This is a genomic window from Glycomyces sp. L485, from assembly GCF_022548875.1.
Taxonomy (GTDB): Bacteria; Actinomycetota; Actinomycetes; order Mycobacteriales; family Micromonosporaceae; genus Glycomyces.
Window position 1 is genome coordinate 32,937 of sequence record NZ_JAKZEW010000006.1, and the last position, 16,444, is coordinate 49,380.

14 protein-coding genes, 2 pseudogenes and 1 riboswitch are annotated in these 16,444 nt (G+C 68.8%); of the genes and pseudogenes, 3 read left to right on the forward strand and 13 right to left on the reverse strand.

Translation table 11 applies throughout. From position 1 onward, the window contains the following. Positions 1 to 126: 126 nt before the first annotated feature. Positions 127 to 1,311 (forward strand): hypothetical protein, encoded by a 1,185-nt coding sequence (locus L0U85_RS05460; protein ID WP_241376744.1) that lies wholly within the window; start codon positions 127 to 129, stop codon positions 1,309 to 1,311. Here L0U85_RS05460 and L0U85_RS05465 read toward each other — a convergent pair. The 8 genes and pseudogenes from L0U85_RS05465 to L0U85_RS05500 form a co-directional block, all read right to left on the reverse strand. Next, positions 1,283 to 1,492, reverse strand: coding sequence for a hypothetical protein (locus tag L0U85_RS05465; protein ID WP_241376745.1), 210 nt, complete (start codon positions 1,490 to 1,492; stop codon positions 1,283 to 1,285). The two genes, L0U85_RS05460 and L0U85_RS05465, sit on opposite strands and share 29 nt — an antisense overlap. Before the next feature lie 113 nt (positions 1,493 to 1,605). Next, complete coding sequence (locus L0U85_RS05470) at positions 1,606 to 1,992, reverse strand: hypothetical protein (protein WP_241376746.1); 387 nt, start codon at positions 1,990 to 1,992, stop codon at positions 1,606 to 1,608. 9 nt (positions 1,993 to 2,001) lie between these two features. After that, positions 2,002 to 2,607 carry a maleylpyruvate isomerase family mycothiol-dependent enzyme gene (locus L0U85_RS05475; protein ID WP_241376747.1) on the reverse strand — a complete coding sequence of 202 codons (606 nt, stop codon included), beginning with the start codon at positions 2,605 to 2,607 and terminating at the stop codon, positions 2,002 to 2,004. A 60-nt stretch (positions 2,608 to 2,667) separates the two neighbouring features. Next, positions 2,668 to 3,630: an RNA polymerase subunit sigma-70 gene (locus L0U85_RS05480; protein ID WP_241376748.1), complete on the reverse strand. Its 963-nt coding sequence runs from the start codon at positions 3,628 to 3,630 to the stop codon at positions 2,668 to 2,670. 166 nt (positions 3,631 to 3,796) lie between these two features. Then, a pseudogene (locus L0U85_RS21115) lies at positions 3,797 to 3,928 on the reverse strand (DUF4158 domain-containing protein); the annotation flags it as partial. A gap of 600 nt (positions 3,929 to 4,528) precedes the next feature. Next, complete coding sequence (locus tag L0U85_RS05490) at positions 4,529 to 5,275, reverse strand: succinate dehydrogenase/fumarate reductase iron-sulfur subunit (RefSeq protein ID WP_347177361.1); 747 nt, start codon at positions 5,273 to 5,275, stop codon at positions 4,529 to 4,531. Then, positions 5,272 to 7,212: a fumarate reductase/succinate dehydrogenase flavoprotein subunit gene (locus tag L0U85_RS05495; RefSeq protein ID WP_241376750.1), complete on the reverse strand. Its 1,941-nt coding sequence runs from the start codon at positions 7,210 to 7,212 to the stop codon at positions 5,272 to 5,274. Before L0U85_RS05495 ends, L0U85_RS05490 begins: the two co-directional genes overlap by 4 nt. 2 nt (positions 7,213 to 7,214) lie before the next feature. Then, positions 7,215 to 7,904: a succinate dehydrogenase cytochrome b subunit gene (locus L0U85_RS05500; protein ID WP_347177362.1), complete on the reverse strand. Its 690-nt coding sequence runs from the start codon at positions 7,902 to 7,904 to the stop codon at positions 7,215 to 7,217. 133 nt (positions 7,905 to 8,037) lie between these two features. On the opposite strand from L0U85_RS05500, the gene L0U85_RS05505 reads away from it, so the two are divergent. After that, positions 8,038 to 8,964, forward strand: coding sequence for a LysR family transcriptional regulator (locus L0U85_RS05505; RefSeq protein WP_241376752.1), 927 nt, complete (start codon positions 8,038 to 8,040; stop codon positions 8,962 to 8,964). A 12-nt stretch (positions 8,965 to 8,976) separates the two neighbouring features. Here L0U85_RS05505 and L0U85_RS05510 read toward each other — a convergent pair. Continuing rightward, positions 8,977 to 9,333: pseudogene (locus tag L0U85_RS05510) on the reverse strand (ankyrin repeat domain-containing protein); the annotation flags it as partial. Between the two features lie 239 nt (positions 9,334 to 9,572). On the opposite strand from L0U85_RS05510, the gene L0U85_RS05515 reads away from it, so the two are divergent. Then, on the forward strand, positions 9,573 to 9,824 hold the full coding sequence (locus L0U85_RS05515) for a hypothetical protein (RefSeq protein WP_241376754.1): 252 nt from the start codon (positions 9,573 to 9,575) through the stop codon (positions 9,822 to 9,824). Here L0U85_RS05515 and L0U85_RS05520 read toward each other — a convergent pair. The 4 genes from L0U85_RS05520 to L0U85_RS05535 form a co-directional block, all read right to left on the reverse strand. Next, positions 9,810 to 10,955 (reverse strand): chorismate-binding protein, encoded by a 1,146-nt coding sequence (locus L0U85_RS05520; RefSeq protein WP_241376755.1) that lies wholly within the window; start codon positions 10,953 to 10,955, stop codon positions 9,810 to 9,812. The genes L0U85_RS05515 and L0U85_RS05520 overlap by 15 nt on opposite strands. Positions 10,956 to 11,012: 57 nt before the next feature. Continuing rightward, complete coding sequence (locus tag L0U85_RS05525; protein ID WP_241376756.1) at positions 11,013 to 12,626, reverse strand: substrate-binding domain-containing protein; 1,614 nt, start codon at positions 12,624 to 12,626, stop codon at positions 11,013 to 11,015. A 170-nt stretch (positions 12,627 to 12,796) separates the two neighbouring features. After that, a complete protein-coding gene (gene gcvP, locus L0U85_RS05530) occupies positions 12,797 to 15,619 on the reverse strand; it encodes an aminomethyl-transferring glycine dehydrogenase (protein WP_241376757.1) in 2,823 nt (940 codons plus the stop codon). Between the two features lie 76 nt (positions 15,620 to 15,695). Beyond that, positions 15,696 to 15,796, reverse strand: a riboswitch (glycine riboswitch). A gap of 21 nt (positions 15,797 to 15,817) precedes the next feature. After that, on the reverse strand, positions 15,818 to 16,378 hold the full coding sequence (locus L0U85_RS05535) for a MerR family transcriptional regulator (RefSeq protein ID WP_241376758.1): 561 nt from the start codon (positions 16,376 to 16,378) through the stop codon (positions 15,818 to 15,820). Positions 16,379 to 16,444: the final 66 nt, after the last annotated feature.

Below are 16,444 nucleotides of genomic sequence, written 5' to 3' on the forward strand. Positions count from 1 at the left end.
AAACCGCACTATAGTGCCTCTCCCGGCCGTCCACACCGGCGCATCACGACGGGTCGGGTGACGCGCACCAAGCGTCACATGACAACCTGGAAGCCCCTGAGATCCCCTCTCTGTCGAGGAGCAGTCATGCCCAACAAGCGTCACGCCCGCAAGATGTACCGGGACGCGGCACGGCAGGCCTCCGCCGGAAACCACCGGACCGCGCTGACCGGACTCGCCCGCGCCGCCGCCGAATACCGCGCCCACCTCGACGGCCGCGGCGACGACGCCGCGGCCCGCACCGAACTGGCCGACCTGCTCGCCCTCATCGCCGCCTCCCACACCGACCTCGCCGCCCCCGCCCGCGCCGCCGACGCCCTGACCGAACGCCTCGGCCACCTCCGTGAACTCGACGCCCCCCGCCGCCTGCTCGCCGAGGTCGAACTCGACCTCGCAGAAGCCCGCCTGGCCGCCGGGCACCTGCTGAGCGCCGCGACCTGCGCCGACAATGCCGTCCGCTCCTACGACCGCCGCGACACCCTCGCACCCGACAGCGCCGGCTTCGCGGAACTGGCCGCCGCGCTGGCCCGCAATGCCCGGATCCTGCATCATGCGTCCGACCCGGATCTGGCGGTCGGCGCCGCCGACCAGGCCGCCCGGATGCTGTTGGCGATACCGGGTGTGGGGGCGGACGCGCGGCGCCTGGAGTATCTGCGGGGCGTCCTGGGTCTGGCCGTCGAGTTGCATTCCGCAGCGGGGCGCGCTGCGTATGCGCGCAGTGCGGCGCGGTTGTTCGGCACGTATTTCCCCGGCGCCGACCCGGCCGCCGAGGCCGGGTCGGGCGCTGAGGGGTTGACGCTGCGGGCGGCGTTGGTCGCGGCCGGGCGTCTCGGGGTGTTCACCGACGCGAACCTGGTCGACCGTCTGTGCCCGGACCCGGCCTCGCATGCGGCGCCGCCGGCGATCTCGGCGCGCTGCGACCCGGGTCTGGCGCCGGTGGCGCTGCACGCTGTGGGCCCGGCAGTGGAGTCGCTGCGGGGATCGCATGCGCCTGTGGCGTGGCGGATGGCCACGGAGATCCATTATCTGCTGACGGCGGCCGACCGGCAAGGTGAGCGGAACCTGCGGTTGAACTTCCGCGATCACGGTCCGGTGTGGCTGGGGATGCTCATGGCGTTGACGGACACGGCCGCGCGGCGTTCGGAACTGGCCTCGGATCTGGCGCGGGTGCTGGCGGACCTGCTGGAGCGGCTGCGGTCGCGGCATGCGGCCGAGGGTCCGCTGGTTGGAGCGGCCGTGCGGTTCATCGAGGCGCACCACCGGCGTTCGTAGGGCGCCCGCCGCGGCGGCGCTCGGCGTCCTTGGCGTCGAAGTGCATGCCGAGCAGCACGATGCCGGTGGCGATGACGAGCATCGCGAGCAGCAGCGCGTCGGTGGAGAAGCCGACGCCGTACAGCAGCAGTAGCGCGGTGAGAGTCGCGATGGCCCACACGGCCTGGTGGGAACGTTTCATGGTGGTCTCCTCTCTCTGGGAGTTCCCACGTTATGGCCCGAGGATGCGCTCCGGCAGGGGCTGAAAGCCGCGCCCGGCCGGGACGGAGGTCCCGGCCGAGCGGACGTGAGCGACTAACGCCGCAGCGACCTTTCCTGCTCGGCGAGGGCCTGCTTGAGGATCCGCACTGTCTTCGGGCCCACACTGTGCAGCTCCAGCAGCTCGGCCTCGGATTTGGCCGCGACGAGATCCAAGGTCGCCAGGCCCGCCCCGCGCAGCGCCCGCGTCGCCGGTCGCCCGATCCCCGCCGGCAGGTCCCCTTCGCCGGGCTCGGTGGCCTCGGCCTGATCGACCGCTGCGACCACCCGCTCCGGCGGCAGCCGGAGCTGCACCCAGCCGTCCTCGGGGAGCGAGGCGAATCCCTTGCCGCGAACCGAGAACGCCGGCATCGCAGCATGAGCGGCCTCCTCGGTCTCCGGCAGCGCGAGCACCGCCTTCCGCAACTGGTTGCGAGTGGTCATCTGTTCCGCCTACATTCCTTCGGTCGCCTCGGCGAGCGACCGGCGGCCGGTCACGACCAGCAGCAGGTCCTTGGCGGGCAGGCGCAGCTCCGCGCCGTCCCCGACCGCCGCGTCCGCATCGGTGGCCACCAGGCGGCGACCGGCGAGGTCGACGCCGAAGTAGGCGAAGCTGCGCGACCCGGCCGCGCTCAGGACCAGGCCGATCCGCTCGGCCGGAGGCGCGGGTAGCCCCAACGGCTCGGTGATGTCGAGCCCGTGGACGACCTCGTGCGAGAGCGCGCCGGCCCGCCCGCCCCCTGGCGGACGCCACGGATGCTCGATGTTGGACCGGTAGAGTGCGGCCAGCTCCCGGTCTGCCATCGCCGCAGTCGCCCGCCGGGCGTCACGGTCGGCGAAGGCGTCGAACCGGAACCGCGCCCGTACCATCCCGCCGAAGAACCTGGGCCCGGAGAGGCGGAACGGCATCGTCAGGTGCGCCAGTACCTCGCGGATGCGCCAGCCCTCGCATAGCGAGACTGCCGACCACTGGGCGGGATTCAAGTCGTCGAAGATCGTCGAGAGCCGTTCGCGCTCGGCGCGGGTCTGCTCGGCGAGCCGGGGATCGTTGCGTTCCATGGCTGTGTCCTTCCTGGTTCGGTCGCGCTTCACCGCTTATACGACCGGACCGGCTCGGACTCATCGGTCGGGGTGATCCGGAAGCCCGAATTCTGCGAATCGCTCACCCGATCCCAGGAAGGTGACTGACTCGGATATCCGCCTGTCCCGCAGCTCGACCAGGATGACGGCGAACGGGGCCAGGCGACCCTCGTTGTCGGGGCGGTACTGCCCGAATCCGGCCGATCCGTTGACGGCGGTCGGAACCAGCCGGTCTCCGGCGCACGCCTCGCTGTCTCCGATCAGCGCGGCGATCCGCTTCCCGCCGCGGATCCACCAGGCGAACGGCGGCATCGAGGTCGCCGCGTCCTCGCGCAGCAGCGCCGTCAGGCCCGCCACATCATGCGATTCGAAGGCGGTGACATAGCGCCGCAGCAGCTCCCGCTGATCGGCGTCAGCCGGGTCGAAGACGTCGGCCGGCTCGGGACGATCGGTCTGGAGTGCGACGCGGGCGCGCTGCAGCGAACTGTTGACCGCCGCGACCGTGGTATCGAGGATCTCAGCGGTCTCGCGGGCCGAGAACGAGAGGATTTCGCGCAGCACCAGGGCCGCGCGCTGGCGGGGAGGCAGTGTCTGGAGCAGGGCGATGAACGCCAGGCGGACCGTCTCGCGCTCCACGGCGACCTCACCGGGATCCTCCGCACCGAACAAGCGCCGGTCGGGCATCGGCTCGACGAATCGCTCGGGCGGCAGCGGCGCACCGAGATCGCCGCCTTCGGAGGCCGGGCCGAGGTCGACCGCGAGGGCCCGGCGCTGGGCGCTGCGGAGCAGGTCGATGCAGATGTTGGTGGCGATCCGATGGACCCAAGTGGTCAGCCGGGCGCGGGCCGGGTCGTAGCGGTCGGCGTTGTGGGCCGCGCGGATGAGGGTCTCCTGCACCGCGTCGTCGGTGTCCGCGGCCGATCCTAGCAAGCGGTAGCAGTAGCGCGTCAGCGGAGCGCGGAGCGATTCGAGCTCCTCGAACGCGAGGGCGGTGTCGTTCATTGCGTCCATACGTCCTCCGGGGCCGTTGTGCCATCTGGAGCCGGCCCAAGGCGCGACTTCACTTGCCTGACCCCGGCTGCGGTTCAATCCAACCCGAGTCGACGATCGCGCCAAGGCAGGCACGACCATTGCCATCAGCTGCGGTAGCTTCGGACAATGTACGGTGCCGGAACTGGCTCAGGAACGCGCCGTCCGCAGCAGTCAACGTGAAGTACTTGATCAACTCAGCACTGTTGATCGAGGGGAAACGGCGCAGCTGTTCAAGCTCGGCCTCAGAGAAGACATCTCGTGTGCTCACGGATCGGGGACCTACCCAGACCACTCCTGTTCGCGATCGGTCGCCCCTGAGAGACAATGCGGACCACGTTGCGCGGCTACCAGGAGGCGGTCCGGACCTCTGCTCCTTCCTCATCGACCCGGCCTACGGCTGGAGCAAGAAGTTCATGGACCGGTTCGGTGCGGCTCCAGTGCAGGTGATCCCGCGACGAGCTGATCGCGCTGTTCGATCACGCCGACGACCAGGTCGGCAGGATCCGCATACACGTCGGGGCCACGGCTCGGATCAACAATGAGGTCGGAGGCGGAATTCCTACGCCCCAGGCGATCACACATAGTCACGAACCAAGGGGACGAGGCTCGAATACCGGTCACTGAATCAACGGTCACTACCTGCGCAACGCTGCGTCCGAGAGACGCGCCTCATAGCACCCGGCCGCGACTCGGGAGGGTCACGATCGTTATTCGAATTGGATGTTCCCCACGCTGGTGGGGGTGAGCCGTACGGCAAGTCGTTCGACAAGCTCGAGCGGATGTGCTCCCCGCTCACGCGGGGTTGGTGAACATGTGTGGCCCCCGGCTTCGCCGGGGGCCACACATGTTTCGACTGGCGCTCGTTGTTCTAGGCGGCGCGGGCGGCGGCCTTGCGGAAGTCCCGGTTCAGCCGGCCGATCACGTCGAGCCCGATCTCCTTGGGGCACGCGCTCGCGCACTCGCCGGTGTTGGTGCAGCCGCCGAAGCCGGCGGCGTCATGCTCGGCGACCATGCCGAGCACACGCGTGGCCCGCTCGGGCTGGCATTGGGGCATCAGACCCAGATGCGTGACCTTCGCGGCCATGAACAGCATCCCCGACCCGTTGGGGCAGGCCGCGACACAGGCGCCGCAGCCGATGCACGCGGCAGCGGAGAACGCCGCGTCGGCGTCCTGCTTGGGGATCGGGGCGGCGTGCGCGTCCGGTGCCGTCCCGGTCGGCGCGGAGATGTACCCGCCGGCGGCGATGATCCGGTCGAACGCGGTCCGGTCGACCACGAGGTCCTTGACCACCGGGAACGCCCCGGCCCGCCACGGCTCGATGTCGATGATGTCGCCGTCGCGGAACTTGCGCATGTGCAGCTGGCAGGTCGTCGTCGCGGCCTGCGGGCCGTGCGGCTGGCCGTCGATGACCAGCGAACAGGCCCCGCAGATGCCTTCACGGCAGTCGTGGTCGAACGCGACCGGGTCCTCGCCGTCGGCGATGAGCTGCTCGTTGAGCACATCGAGCATCTCCAGGAACGAGGCGTCCTCGGAGACGTCGTCGAGCACGTAGGACACCATCTTGCCCTTGGCCTCAGGGTTCGGCTGACGCCAGATTCGCAGCTTGAGTTTCACTTGTAGCTCCGTTGGGTGGGCTTGACGTATTCGAATTCCAGGTCTTCCTTGTGCAAGACGGGCGCTTCACCGGCGAACTCCCACGCGGCGACGTACGAGAAGCGCTCGTCGTCGCGGCGAGCCTCGCCGTCCTCGGTCTGGGACTCGGCGCGGAAGTGCCCGCCGCACGACTCGGCGCGGTGCAGCGCGTCGATGCACATCAGCTCGCCCAGCTCGAAGAAGTCGGCCACCCGGCCGGCCTTCTCCAACTGCTGATTGAGCTCGGCACCGGTCCCGGGCACCTTGACGCGCTCGTAGAACTCGTCCTTGAGGTCGCGGATGAGGCCGATGGCCTTGCGCAGGCCCTCGTCGGTGCGCTCCATACCGCAGTACTCCCACATGATCTTGCCCAGTTCACGGTGGAAGGAGTCGACGGTGCGGTCACCGTCGTTGTTCAAGAAGAACTCGACGCGCTCGTTCACCGACGCCCGCGCGGCGGCCACGGCCTCATGGTCGTCGGCCACGGCCTCGAACGGGCCGTCGGCGAGGTAGTCGGAGATCGTGTTCGGCAACACGAAGTACCCGTCCGACAGCCCCTGCATGAGCGCCGAGGCGCCGAGCCGGTTGGCACCGTGGTCGGAGAAGTTCGCCTCACCGGTCACGAACAGGCCCGGGATGTTCGACTGCAGGTCGTAGTCGACCCACAGCCCGCCCATCGTGTAGTGCACGGCCGGGTAGATCCGCATGGGCCGCTCGTACGGGTTCTCACCGGTGATCCGCTCGTACATGTCGAACAGGTTCCCGTACCGCGCCTTGACCGCGTCCTCGCCGAGCCTGGCGATCGCGTCCGCGAAGTCGAGGTACACGCCCAGCCCGCCGGGGCCGACGCCGCGGCCCTCGTCGCACACGGCCTTGGCCGCCCGCGAAGCGATGTCACGCGGCACCAGGTTCCCGAACGCCGGGTAACGCCGCTCCAGGTAGTAGTCGCGTTCGGCCTCGGGGATGTCGCCCGGGGCGCGCTCGTCACCGCGCTCGGTCGGCACCCACACTCGCCCGTCGTTGCGCAGCGACTCCGACATGAGCGTCAGCTTCGACTGGTGGTCACCGGACTGCGGAATACAGGTCGGGTGGATCTGCGTGTAGCACGGGTTCGCGAAGTAGGCGCCCTGCCGGTGCGCCCGCCACGACGCGGTGACATTGCAGCCCTTGGCGTTGGTCGACAAGAAGAACACATTGCCGTACCCGCCGGTCGCCAGCACGACCGCGTCGGCGATCTCCGTCGTCGTCTCACCGGTCACCAGGTCGCGCACCACGATCCCGCGCGCACGGCCGTCGACCACGACCAGCTCCAGCATCTCGTGACGCGTGTGCAGCTCGACCGTCCCGGCCGCGACCTGCCGCTCCAACGCCTGATAGGCGCCCAGCAGCAGCTGCTGCCCGGTCTGACCGCGCGCATAGAACGTACGCGAGACCTGCGCGCCCCCGAACGACCGGTTGTCGAGCAGACCGCCGTACTCGCGCGCGAACGGCACACCCTGCGCCACACACTGATCGATGATCTCGGTGGAGACCTCCGCCAAACGGTGCACGTTCGACTCCCTCGAACGGAAGTCACCGCCCTTGACCGTGTCGTAGAACAGACGGTGCACACTGTCGCCGTCATTGCGGTAGTTCTTGGCGGCATTGATCCCGCCCTGCGCGGCGATCGAATGCGCCCGCCGCGGCGAGTCCTGGAAGCAGTAGTTCGACACCCGGTAGCCCAGTTCACCGAGCGTCGCCGCCGCGCTGGCGCCGGCCAGACCGGTGCCGACGACGATGACCCGCAGCTTCCTGCGGTTGGACGGGTTCACCAGCCGCCCGGAGAAGCGCCGCTGCTCCCAGCGTTCGCTGATCGGCCCGGCCGGAGCCTTGGTGTCGGCGACCGGGTCGCCGTCGGTGTAGTACTCGTTTGCGCTCATGTTCAGCTCACCAGTCCGAAGGTGACCGCCAAGGGAACGATCGCGAACCCGGCGGTGACGATGACGGCGACAGCGAGCGCGATGACCTGCGTCCGCTTGCGCCACTTGTTGTTGGGCCCGGCGATGGTCTGCACGGCCGACCACACGCCGTGACGCAGGTGGAATCCGAGGGCGAGGACCGCGATCAGGTAGAACACCGTGACCGGCCAACGCTCGGGCGCGAAGCCCTCCACGACCGCCCCGTAGGCGTCGGGGAGGTCCTTGACCGGGTTGACCGTCCTGAAGGTCAAGTCGAGCAGGTGCCAGACGACGAACAGCAGCACGACCAGAGCGCCCCACCGCATCGTCGCCGCCGCATGCCGCGACTCGCCCTTGGCGGGCTTGCGGGAGACGTAGCGGACCGGGCGCGCCTCCACGGCGCGGCGCGTCAGCACGACCGACGAGGCGATGTGCGCCGCCGCCGCCGCGATCAGACCGATGCGCATCACCCACAGCAGCGACTCGTGCGGCAGCAAAGGAGCCCCGAACGTCCGCAGACCATGGGCGTAGTCGTTCATCGACTCCCGCCCCTCGAACACGTGAAGATTGCCTGCCATATGGGCGATGATGAACAGCACCAGCAGCACGCCGGAGGCGGCCATGACGAGCTTCAAGCCGATCGACGACCGCAGCCGAGGGGCGCGCCCGGGCAGGGCCGGCGCCTTCGACGCGGGCGCGCCACTGCGCGATTTCAATTCCGTAGACACGAAGACCCACGCTAGACGCGACCCATGTCACGAGTCCAATTCATGGACCGAGCATCTTTCATGCCGATACGTTATGAACATGCGCCCACAGCAACTCAAAGCCTTCATCACCGTCGCAGAAACCCGTCATTTCACTCAAGCAGCGGAAAACCTCGGTGTGACACAACCATCATTGAGCAAACAGATCCAAGCCCTCGAACACGAACTCGGCGCCCCACTGCTCACCCGCACCCGCGGCCGCATCGAACTCACCGACATCGGCCGCACCCTCATCGCCCACGCCCGCCGCATCACCGCCGCCCACGAAGCCGCCCACAACGACATCGACGACATCCTCGCCGTCCGCACCGGCCGCCTCCGCCTCGGCGCCACCCCCAGCCTCTGCTCCTGGCTCATCGCCCCCCTCCTCGTCCGCTACCACGAAACCCACCCCGGCGTCGCCGTCACCCTCACCGAAGACGGCTCCGGCCCCCTCACCGAACGCCTCACCGCCGGCGACCTCGACCTCGCCTTCACCATCGGCACCGCCGACACCGAACCCGGCCTCGCCGTCCAACCCCTCCTCGCCGAAGCCCTCGTCGTCGCCTCCGCCGCCACCCAGCCACCCCTCACCCGCCAGGCCTACATCGGACTCCCCCAACTCAGAGAACAACCCTTCGTCCTCCCCGCCCACGGCTACGACCTCCGCAACATCACCATCACCACCTGCGAACAAGCCGGATTCACCCCCATCGTCGCCGTCGACGGCGGCGCCACCGACGCCGTCGCCAGCCTCGTCCAAGCCGGCCTCGGCATCGCCCTGCTACCCGCGATGATCGCCGCCCGGACACCCGACCTCCGCGCCACCCCCATCGCCCCACCCGGCGCCTCCCGCACCATCGCGCTGGCCTCACGCGCCGACACACCCCTGACCAAGGCCGCCAAAGCGTTCGCCGGGACCCTCGAAGCGCACCTGACCGACCTCCACGCCTGGGGGCGCCTGCCCCAAGGCATGCGCACCGTCTAACGCACCGAACGAGTCCCGGTCGAACATCGCCGCGATCTGCCGCGCCGAAGGCGTGCCCGCATCCGGATCGGCGCCCGCCGCCAACAAGACCGTGACGACCTCCCCGAAATCCTTGAACACGGCGCCGGCCAGCGGCGACTGGCCGCGGTCGTTGCGCCGCTCCACATCAGCACCCCGCCCGATCAGCGCCCGGACCGTATCGGCGTGCCCGTGATAGGCCGCGAGCATCAACAGCGAATCACCCGAACCGTTCACCAAGTCGACCGGCAGTCCAGAATCGACGAACCTCAGCAACCGGGCCGTCTCACCGGTCCGTGCCAGGTCGAAAGCGGCATCGGCGATCTGTCGGAATTCGGCATCATCATTCATGCCCGAAAGCTTGACACAGCCCCACCGGCACGACAGACGCATCGCAGCTAACGGATACCGGACACAACACCGCCTCCAAGCGGCCTGTCCAGCAGGTTCACCCGCCGAGACGGCAAAGCGGGTATTGACATCCCTACAGCTCGCAGTCAAGATGAAACACGGGCACGAGCCGTGGAGGTGCTGACACCAACTCAGCGGACGCGCCACATCGGTGGGAGACGAACGGTGAGGACTCGCATATGAACGAGCCGAAAATCCTGGGACAGTTCCAACTGGAACACCGCACGATCCAAGTCAGCGGCGACGACCACGGCGGCACCGTGTGGCTCCGGCGAGTCCACCCCGACCCGCCCATGGCACTCGGCTGCGTAGTCGAACTCGACACCCCGACCCCGCGCCTGCGCCTCTACCGGGCCGAATGGCCCGACCACCTCCGCGACCAAGCCAAAGTACACACCATCGAAGTCTGGACAGCCTCACGCCGGCCCTGACGCCAACGCCCGCACCACACCGGCCGCCTTCGACTCGGCCTCGGCCACCTCCGCCGACGGCACCGAACGCCACGTGATGCCCCCGCCCGCCCACACATGCACCGACTCGGCGTCCAACGCGACCGTACGGATCGTCAGACCCAAACGCCAGCGCCCATCCGAATAGAACCCCAGAGCACCCATCGCCGGGCCCCGCCCGACCGGCTCCAGACCACCGACCAGATCAAGCATCGCCAACTTCGGCGTGCCCGTGACCGACCCGGGCGGACACATCGCCCGCAGCAACTCGGCCGCACCCACACCCGCATCGAGCCGCGCGCGCACCGTCGACTCCGCCTGCCACAGATCATCCCAACGGCGAACGGTGAACAACCCCTCCACCGCGACCGAACCGGGCACGGCGACCCGCGCCAGATCATTGCGTTCAAGATCGACGATCATCACATGCTCGGCCCGCTCCTTCACCGACGACACCAGATCATCCCGACCGGCCCCCGTCGCAGGCGCCGTCCCCTTGATCGGCCGCGTCACGGCACTGACCCGATCAGCCTCCAAGAAACACTCCGGCGAACCGGACGCGACCATCCAGTCCTCCCCCGCGATCACCCCGCCCCAAGCGGCCCCGCCAACCCGCCGCAGCGCGGCCGCGGCCGCCGCCGGATCACCCGACCACACCGCACGCCGATGCCCGACCACACACGCCTGATAGACCTCCCCGCGCCCGATCGCCTCCTGCACCGCGGCGACCGCCTCGGCGTGATCGGCCGCCGACCACGAACGCCGCCACGGACCCGCCGCGAACGAACCGTGCGCAGACCCCGACCGGACACGCCCGTGCACGTAAGCGACCAACGCCACATCCGGCACCGCCGGCACCGGACTGGCCGCACCCCTCGCCCCACCGATCATCGCCGCACCCGCCGCAGCCGACACCATCACCGCCACACCGCACGGCGAACCGACCGCCCCAGTGTGCGCCGCCTCGTGCCGAGCACAGAAATCAGCGACGATCCGCGCCGGATCGCCCGCATCACCCAGCCGCCACTCCACACGATCGACCTCGACCAACCGGTCGAGACACGCGCTCGCCACCCCGGGCGGAGCCGGACGCACCTCGGAGAACAACGACATCGATCAAGTGTGAGCGCCACTCAACCCAAGCGCCACACGAACCACACCGCCAGTGGATCAGTTCACCGGGTTCGCCCGCAGCGACTCCAACAGTCCCCCCGCATCCGGCGCCCGAACATACCCACCCTGCGTCGCACCAGCAATACGCTGCAGATACTCCTCGTTCACCTCACCGAACCCGACCGTGTACACCGACACCGGCACCGCCTGCGCCCCCGCCAAATCCGCCAAACGCTCCTCAGTCTGCTCAATCGTCGGCGCACTCACCGAATCGGTCCCATCGTTGGTCAACACCACGATCACATTGTCAGCGCCATCGACCGTGCTCGACCCCAGATGCTCGTACGCCGCCATCACCGTATCGAACAGCGGCGAACCACCCTCATACAACACATCGCCCGACAAACCCCACAACTCATCGACCAAAGCCCCGCGATACTCCGACGACAACTGCTCCGGACCGACCACACTCCGATACGGCACATCACCACCGGCCCAGACACCGAACTCCCACAACTCAGCCCGCGACGTCGACCCCAACTCATTGACCAGATCCAACGCCACCCCGATCTCCGCATCCGACGCCGAAACAGACTCCCCGCCATACTCGACCGTCTCCCCGCCGACACCCGACGACCGATCCACCACGATCAACAGATTCACCTCCCGCCGCAAACCCTGCCAATCCCGCACCACACTCCGCACCGTCTCACCAGTGATCGCACTGTCCGCCAACGAAGCCGCATCCACCGGCGAGATCCCCGCCGCCTCGAACGCCGACCGCGCCGCCGACCTCTGCAAGAACGCCCCGAACATCGCCGCGATCCGCTCATCGGCATCCGACACCCAACCCGCACCGTCGAACACCACATACGGATACACCGCATTCAAATCCGCACCGGCCGGCGTAATCGGCACCAACCGATAATCCAACTCAGCCCGCTCATTGAAATCCTCAACCTGATAATCCAGCGCAGTGAACACATCCGCGAACGCCAACGGGTCATCAGCCTTCAACGACAAGGCGAACAGCTCCTCGGCGTTCTCACCCATCACACCGGCATCGAGCGCAGCAACATACCGGCTCATCTCACCCGCATCCACACCGCCCGCACCATCACTCACCGCGTTCAGCAACGACTGCAAGCCCTCGGTCGAAGACCGAGGATTCGCCCCCGCCAACCGCACCTCACCATCCAACGCCGCATCCAACACCGCACTCCACGACGGCGGCTCACCACCGAGCCACCCCAACTCCTCCGCCGTCGGCTCAGGCACCGCCAACACCGTCTTCGACTCCCCCAGCACCACCGGATCAGACGAGAAGTAATCCGCCGTCGCCTCCGTACCGGTCACCCACTCAGGCCAAACATCCGAATCAGGCACCCACGCGATCGGCGCCCGACCATGCGACACCTCGTCCCACTGCCCGGTCAAACCGCGAGACGCCGCCACCGCCGACACCTCCCGGATCGACACACCCACACAAGAGCCATCGACCTCCGGATCCTGCGCCTCCCACTCCCGCGCCAAATCCTCCAAAGTCCCCACGGCGTTCCCCGCCACCGCCACCGGAATCTTGTACACGTCCCCACCGCAACCGGCCCGCAACAACGTCACGAACCCGGCCGTCAACGCCGACGCCACCAACACGCACACCAGCGTGATCAAGATCCAAGGCGCCACCGGCAGCTTCGAACCGCCCCGCTTCCGCCGCCGTCCCGTGCGGTGGGACCTCACTGCCCGCGTGTGACCGAAAACCATCAGCTTCTCTCCTGGACGAACCGTCGGCAGCCAGTGTAAAGCCAGGCCCGACCACCGACACAGACGAACCCCAGGCCCTAACCCCCGTAAGCCTCGACCGGCGCACACGTACACGCGAGGTTCCTATCCCCCCACGCATTGTCGACCCGACCCACCGGCGGCCAATACTTCGCCCCCACAACCCCGACCGGCCACACCGCCGCCGCCCGCGAATACGCCCGACCCCAAACCTCGCCCGTCACCGCCTCAGCAGTGTGCGGCGAGCCGCGCAACGCCGAATCCCCGACCCCGACCTCACCCGCCGCGATCGCATCGATCTCCCCCCGAATCGCGATCATCGCCTCGCAGAACCGGTCGAGCTCAGCCAAATCCTCCGACTCGGTCGGCTCCACCATCAACGTCCCCGCCACCGGAAACGACATCGTCGGAGCATGAAACCCGTAATCGATCAACCGCTTCGCCACATCCTCGACCGTCACACCCGTCACCCTGGTCAACCCACGCAGATCCAAGACGCACTCATGCGCCACCAGATCATGCTCACCGGCATACAACACCGGGAACGACCCCCGCAAACGCGCAGCCACATAATTCGCCGCCAACACCGCCGACGCCGTCGCCGCCCTCACCCCCTCCGGACCCATCATCCGCAAGTACATCCACGGAATCTGCAAAATCCCCGCCGACCCCCACCGAGCCTGCGACACCGGACCCACCCGACCCGGCCCAGCAGCCAACGGATCCGACGGCAGATACGACACCAAATGCTCCGCAACCGCCACCGGCCCCACCCCAGGCCCCCCGCCACCATGCGGAATACAGAACGTCTTATGCAAATTCAAATGCGACACGTCCGCACCGAACCGACCCGGCTTCGCCCAACCCAACAACGCATTCAAGTTCGCCCCGTCGACGTACACCTGACCACCCGCATCGTGGACCTTCCCGCACACCTCCACGATCGACGACTCGAACACCCCATGCGTCGACGGATACGTGACCATCAACGCCGCCAAGACACCCGCATTCGCCGCGATCTTCGCATCCAGATCGGCCACGTCGACGTTCCCGTCCGCATCACAGGCCACCACGACCACACGCATCCCGGCGAGCACCGCCGACGCCGCGTTCGTGCCGTGCGCGCTGGCGGGGATCAGGCACACGTCCCGGCCGCCTTCGCCGCGGTCCTCCTGCCAGGCCTTGATGGCCAGGAGTCCGGCGAGCTCGCCCTGGGAGCCCGCGTTGGGCTGGACCGACACGGCGGCGTAGCCGCACACGTCGGCCAGCCAGCCTTCGAGCTGGTCGATCAGGCGCCGCCACCCGGCCGTCTGGTCGTCGGGGGCGAGGGGGTGGACGTCGGCGAACTCGGGCCAGGAGATGGGCTCCATCTCCGCGGCGGCGTTGAGCTTCATGGTGCACGAGCCGAGCGGGATCATGCCGCGGTCGAGGCCGTAGTCGGCGTCGGCGAGGCGCTTGAGGTAGCGCATCATCGCGGTCTCGGAGTGGTGGGCGGAGAACACCGGGTGTGTCAGGTAGGGGCTCTCGCGTCGCAGCTCGGCGGGGATCGCGGCGGGCCGGGCGCCGAGGAGTTGAGCGCCGAAGGCGTCGCACACGATCCGCAGGTCGGCCTCGCCGGTGGTCTCGTCGCAGGCGACGGCTACGTAGTCGGCGTCGACGCGGCGCAGGTTCACGCCGTACGCGGCGGCCGAGGCGACGACCGTGTCGGCGCGTCCGGGGGTCGCGGCAACGACGGTGTCGAAGCACGATTCGTGGACGATGTCGATGCCCGCGCCGCGCAGCGAGGCCGCGAGGCGCGCGGCGCACGCGGCGGTGCCCTCGGCGATGCGCCGCAGGCCCTCGGGGCCGTGCCAGACGGCGTAGGAGGCGGCGACGACGGCGGGGAGCACCTGGGCGGTGCAGATATTGCTGGTGGCCTTCTCACGGCGGATGTGCTGCTCGCGCGTCTGGAGCGCCAGTCGCAGCGCCGGGGCGCCGTTCGCGTCTCGCGACACGCCGACGAGCCGGCCCGGCAGTTGGCGTTTGAGGTCGTCGCGCACGGACATGTAGCCCGCGTGGGGGCCGCCGAATCCCATCGGCATGCCGAACCGCTGGGTCGAGCCGACGGCGATGTCGGCGCCGAGTTCGCCCGGCGCCTTCAGCAACGCCAACGCGAGGAGGTCGGCGGCGACGGTGACGGCCGCGCCGCGCTCGTGCGCGGCCCGAACGGTGTCGCTCCAGTCCAGGACGGCGCCGTCGGCGGCCGGGTACTGGAGCAGCAGCCCGAACATGCGCTCGGGCAGGTCGCCCGGGTCGGCGCAGTCGGCGACGACCAGTTCGATCCCGACCGGCTCGGCGCGGGTGGCGAGGACCGCGAGGGTCTGGGGAAGGACGCGGGTGTCGACGACGAACACGTCGGAGGCGCCCCGCCCGGCGGCGCGGCGGGACAAGAGCATGGCCTCGGCGGCGGCGCTGGACTCATCGAGCAGGCTCGCTCCGGCGACGGGCAGCCCGGTGAGGTCCGCGACCATCGTCTGGAAGTTGAGCAGCGCCTCGAGCCGGCCTTGGCTGATCTCGGCCTGGTAGGGCGTGTAGGCGGTGTACCAGGAAGGGTTCTCCAGGACGTTCCGGCGGATGACCGCCGGGGTGCGGGTGCCGTAGTAGCCCAGGCCGATCATCGAGCGCATCGGCCTGTTGGTCTCGGCGATCGCGCGAAGTTCGGCCTGCGCCTCGGTCTCGGTCACGGCGCTCGGGAGCGCGAGCGCTTCGCCGGTGCGGATGAGGTCGGGCATGCAGGCGTCCATGAGCGCTTCGAGGCTCGGCAGGCCGACGACCTTGAGCATCGCGTCGCGGTCGGCGGCGCTGGTGCCGATGTGGCGATCGGAGAAGGAACGGTCGATCACGGGGTCCTCCGGTGACAGTCGACGGCGGTTGCAGTCCCCTCGTCTGTCACCGGCGCCAGGCCGGTTCCAGAGCGGCCAATCCCGGACAGTCCTGGTACCTGAGAGTTTCTAGCGAGGGACTTGCCCCTTCGGTGCCGTGCGGCCGCTGTGGCCCACGATCTCTCCCGCCCGGATTTCCAGCTCTGCGCACATCGTATGTCAGGAGGCGGTGCGTCGTCGATTCGGCACCACGGGGTGCGCGTGGATCTGCTCGGGCGGGTTCACCCGCTCGGCGACCTTGGGAAGTTCGGCGGGCTCGGCGCCGGGAAGGGTGGCGAGGCGGCCCATGACCTCGGTGACGGTGGACCGCACGGCGATGCCGAACACGCCCTGGCCGCCGCGCAGGAGATCGATGACCTCGCCGGCCGAGCGGCACTCGTAGACCGTGGAGCCGTCGGACATGAGTGTGATCTCAGCGAGGTCCTTGACTCCGCGGCTGCGCAGGGCCTCGACGGCCTTGCGGATGTTCTGGAGGGAGACCCCCGCGTCGAGGAGCCGCTTGATGACCTTGAGGACGATGATGTCCCTGAATGAGTAGAGCCGGTTCGACCCCGACCCGTTGGCACGCCTCACGCTGGGCTCGACGAGCCCGGTGCGGGCCCAGTAGTCGAGCTGCCGGTAGGTGATGCCGACGACACGGCAGGCGGCGGTGCCGCGCCAGCCGCGGATCTGCGAGGGCGGGACGAGTCCGCGCCCGTTCGATTCACTGTGGTCGACCATCGCATCCTCCGCACCATGAGGCTCCTCGAAGGTGAGAGTAGCGCTGGAATCGAGCACAATGGGCTG

Bases quoted from the DNA above. Each gene is read 5' to 3' on its own strand.
- L0U85_RS05465 (WP_241376745.1), bottom strand. From the start codon at position 1,492: ATGAAACGTTCCCACCAGGCCGTGTGGGCCATCGCGACTCTCACCGCG.
- L0U85_RS05480 (WP_241376748.1), bottom strand. From the start codon at position 3,630: ATGAACGACACCGCCCTCGCGTTCGAGGAGCTCGAATCGCTCCGCGCT.
- L0U85_RS05535 (WP_241376758.1), bottom strand. From the start codon at position 16,378: ATGGTCGACCACAGTGAATCGAACGGGCGCGGACTCGTCCCGCCCTCG.
- L0U85_RS05460 (WP_241376744.1), top strand. From the start codon at position 127: ATGCCCAACAAGCGTCACGCCCGCAAGATGTACCGGGACGCGGCACGG.
- L0U85_RS05505 (WP_241376752.1), top strand. From the start codon at position 8,038: ATGCGCCCACAGCAACTCAAAGCCTTCATCACCGTCGCAGAAACCCGT.
- L0U85_RS05470 (WP_241376746.1), bottom strand. From the start codon at position 1,992: ATGACCACTCGCAACCAGTTGCGGAAGGCGGTGCTCGCGCTGCCGGAG.
- L0U85_RS05520 (WP_241376755.1), bottom strand. From the start codon at position 10,955: ATGTCGTTGTTCTCCGAGGTGCGTCCGGCTCCGCCCGGGGTGGCGAGC.
- L0U85_RS05515 (WP_241376754.1), top strand. From the start codon at position 9,573: ATGAACGAGCCGAAAATCCTGGGACAGTTCCAACTGGAACACCGCACG.
- L0U85_RS05475 (WP_241376747.1), bottom strand. From the start codon at position 2,607: ATGGAACGCAACGATCCCCGGCTCGCCGAGCAGACCCGCGCCGAGCGC.
- L0U85_RS05495 (WP_241376750.1), bottom strand. From the start codon at position 7,212: ATGAGCGCAAACGAGTACTACACCGACGGCGACCCGGTCGCCGACACC.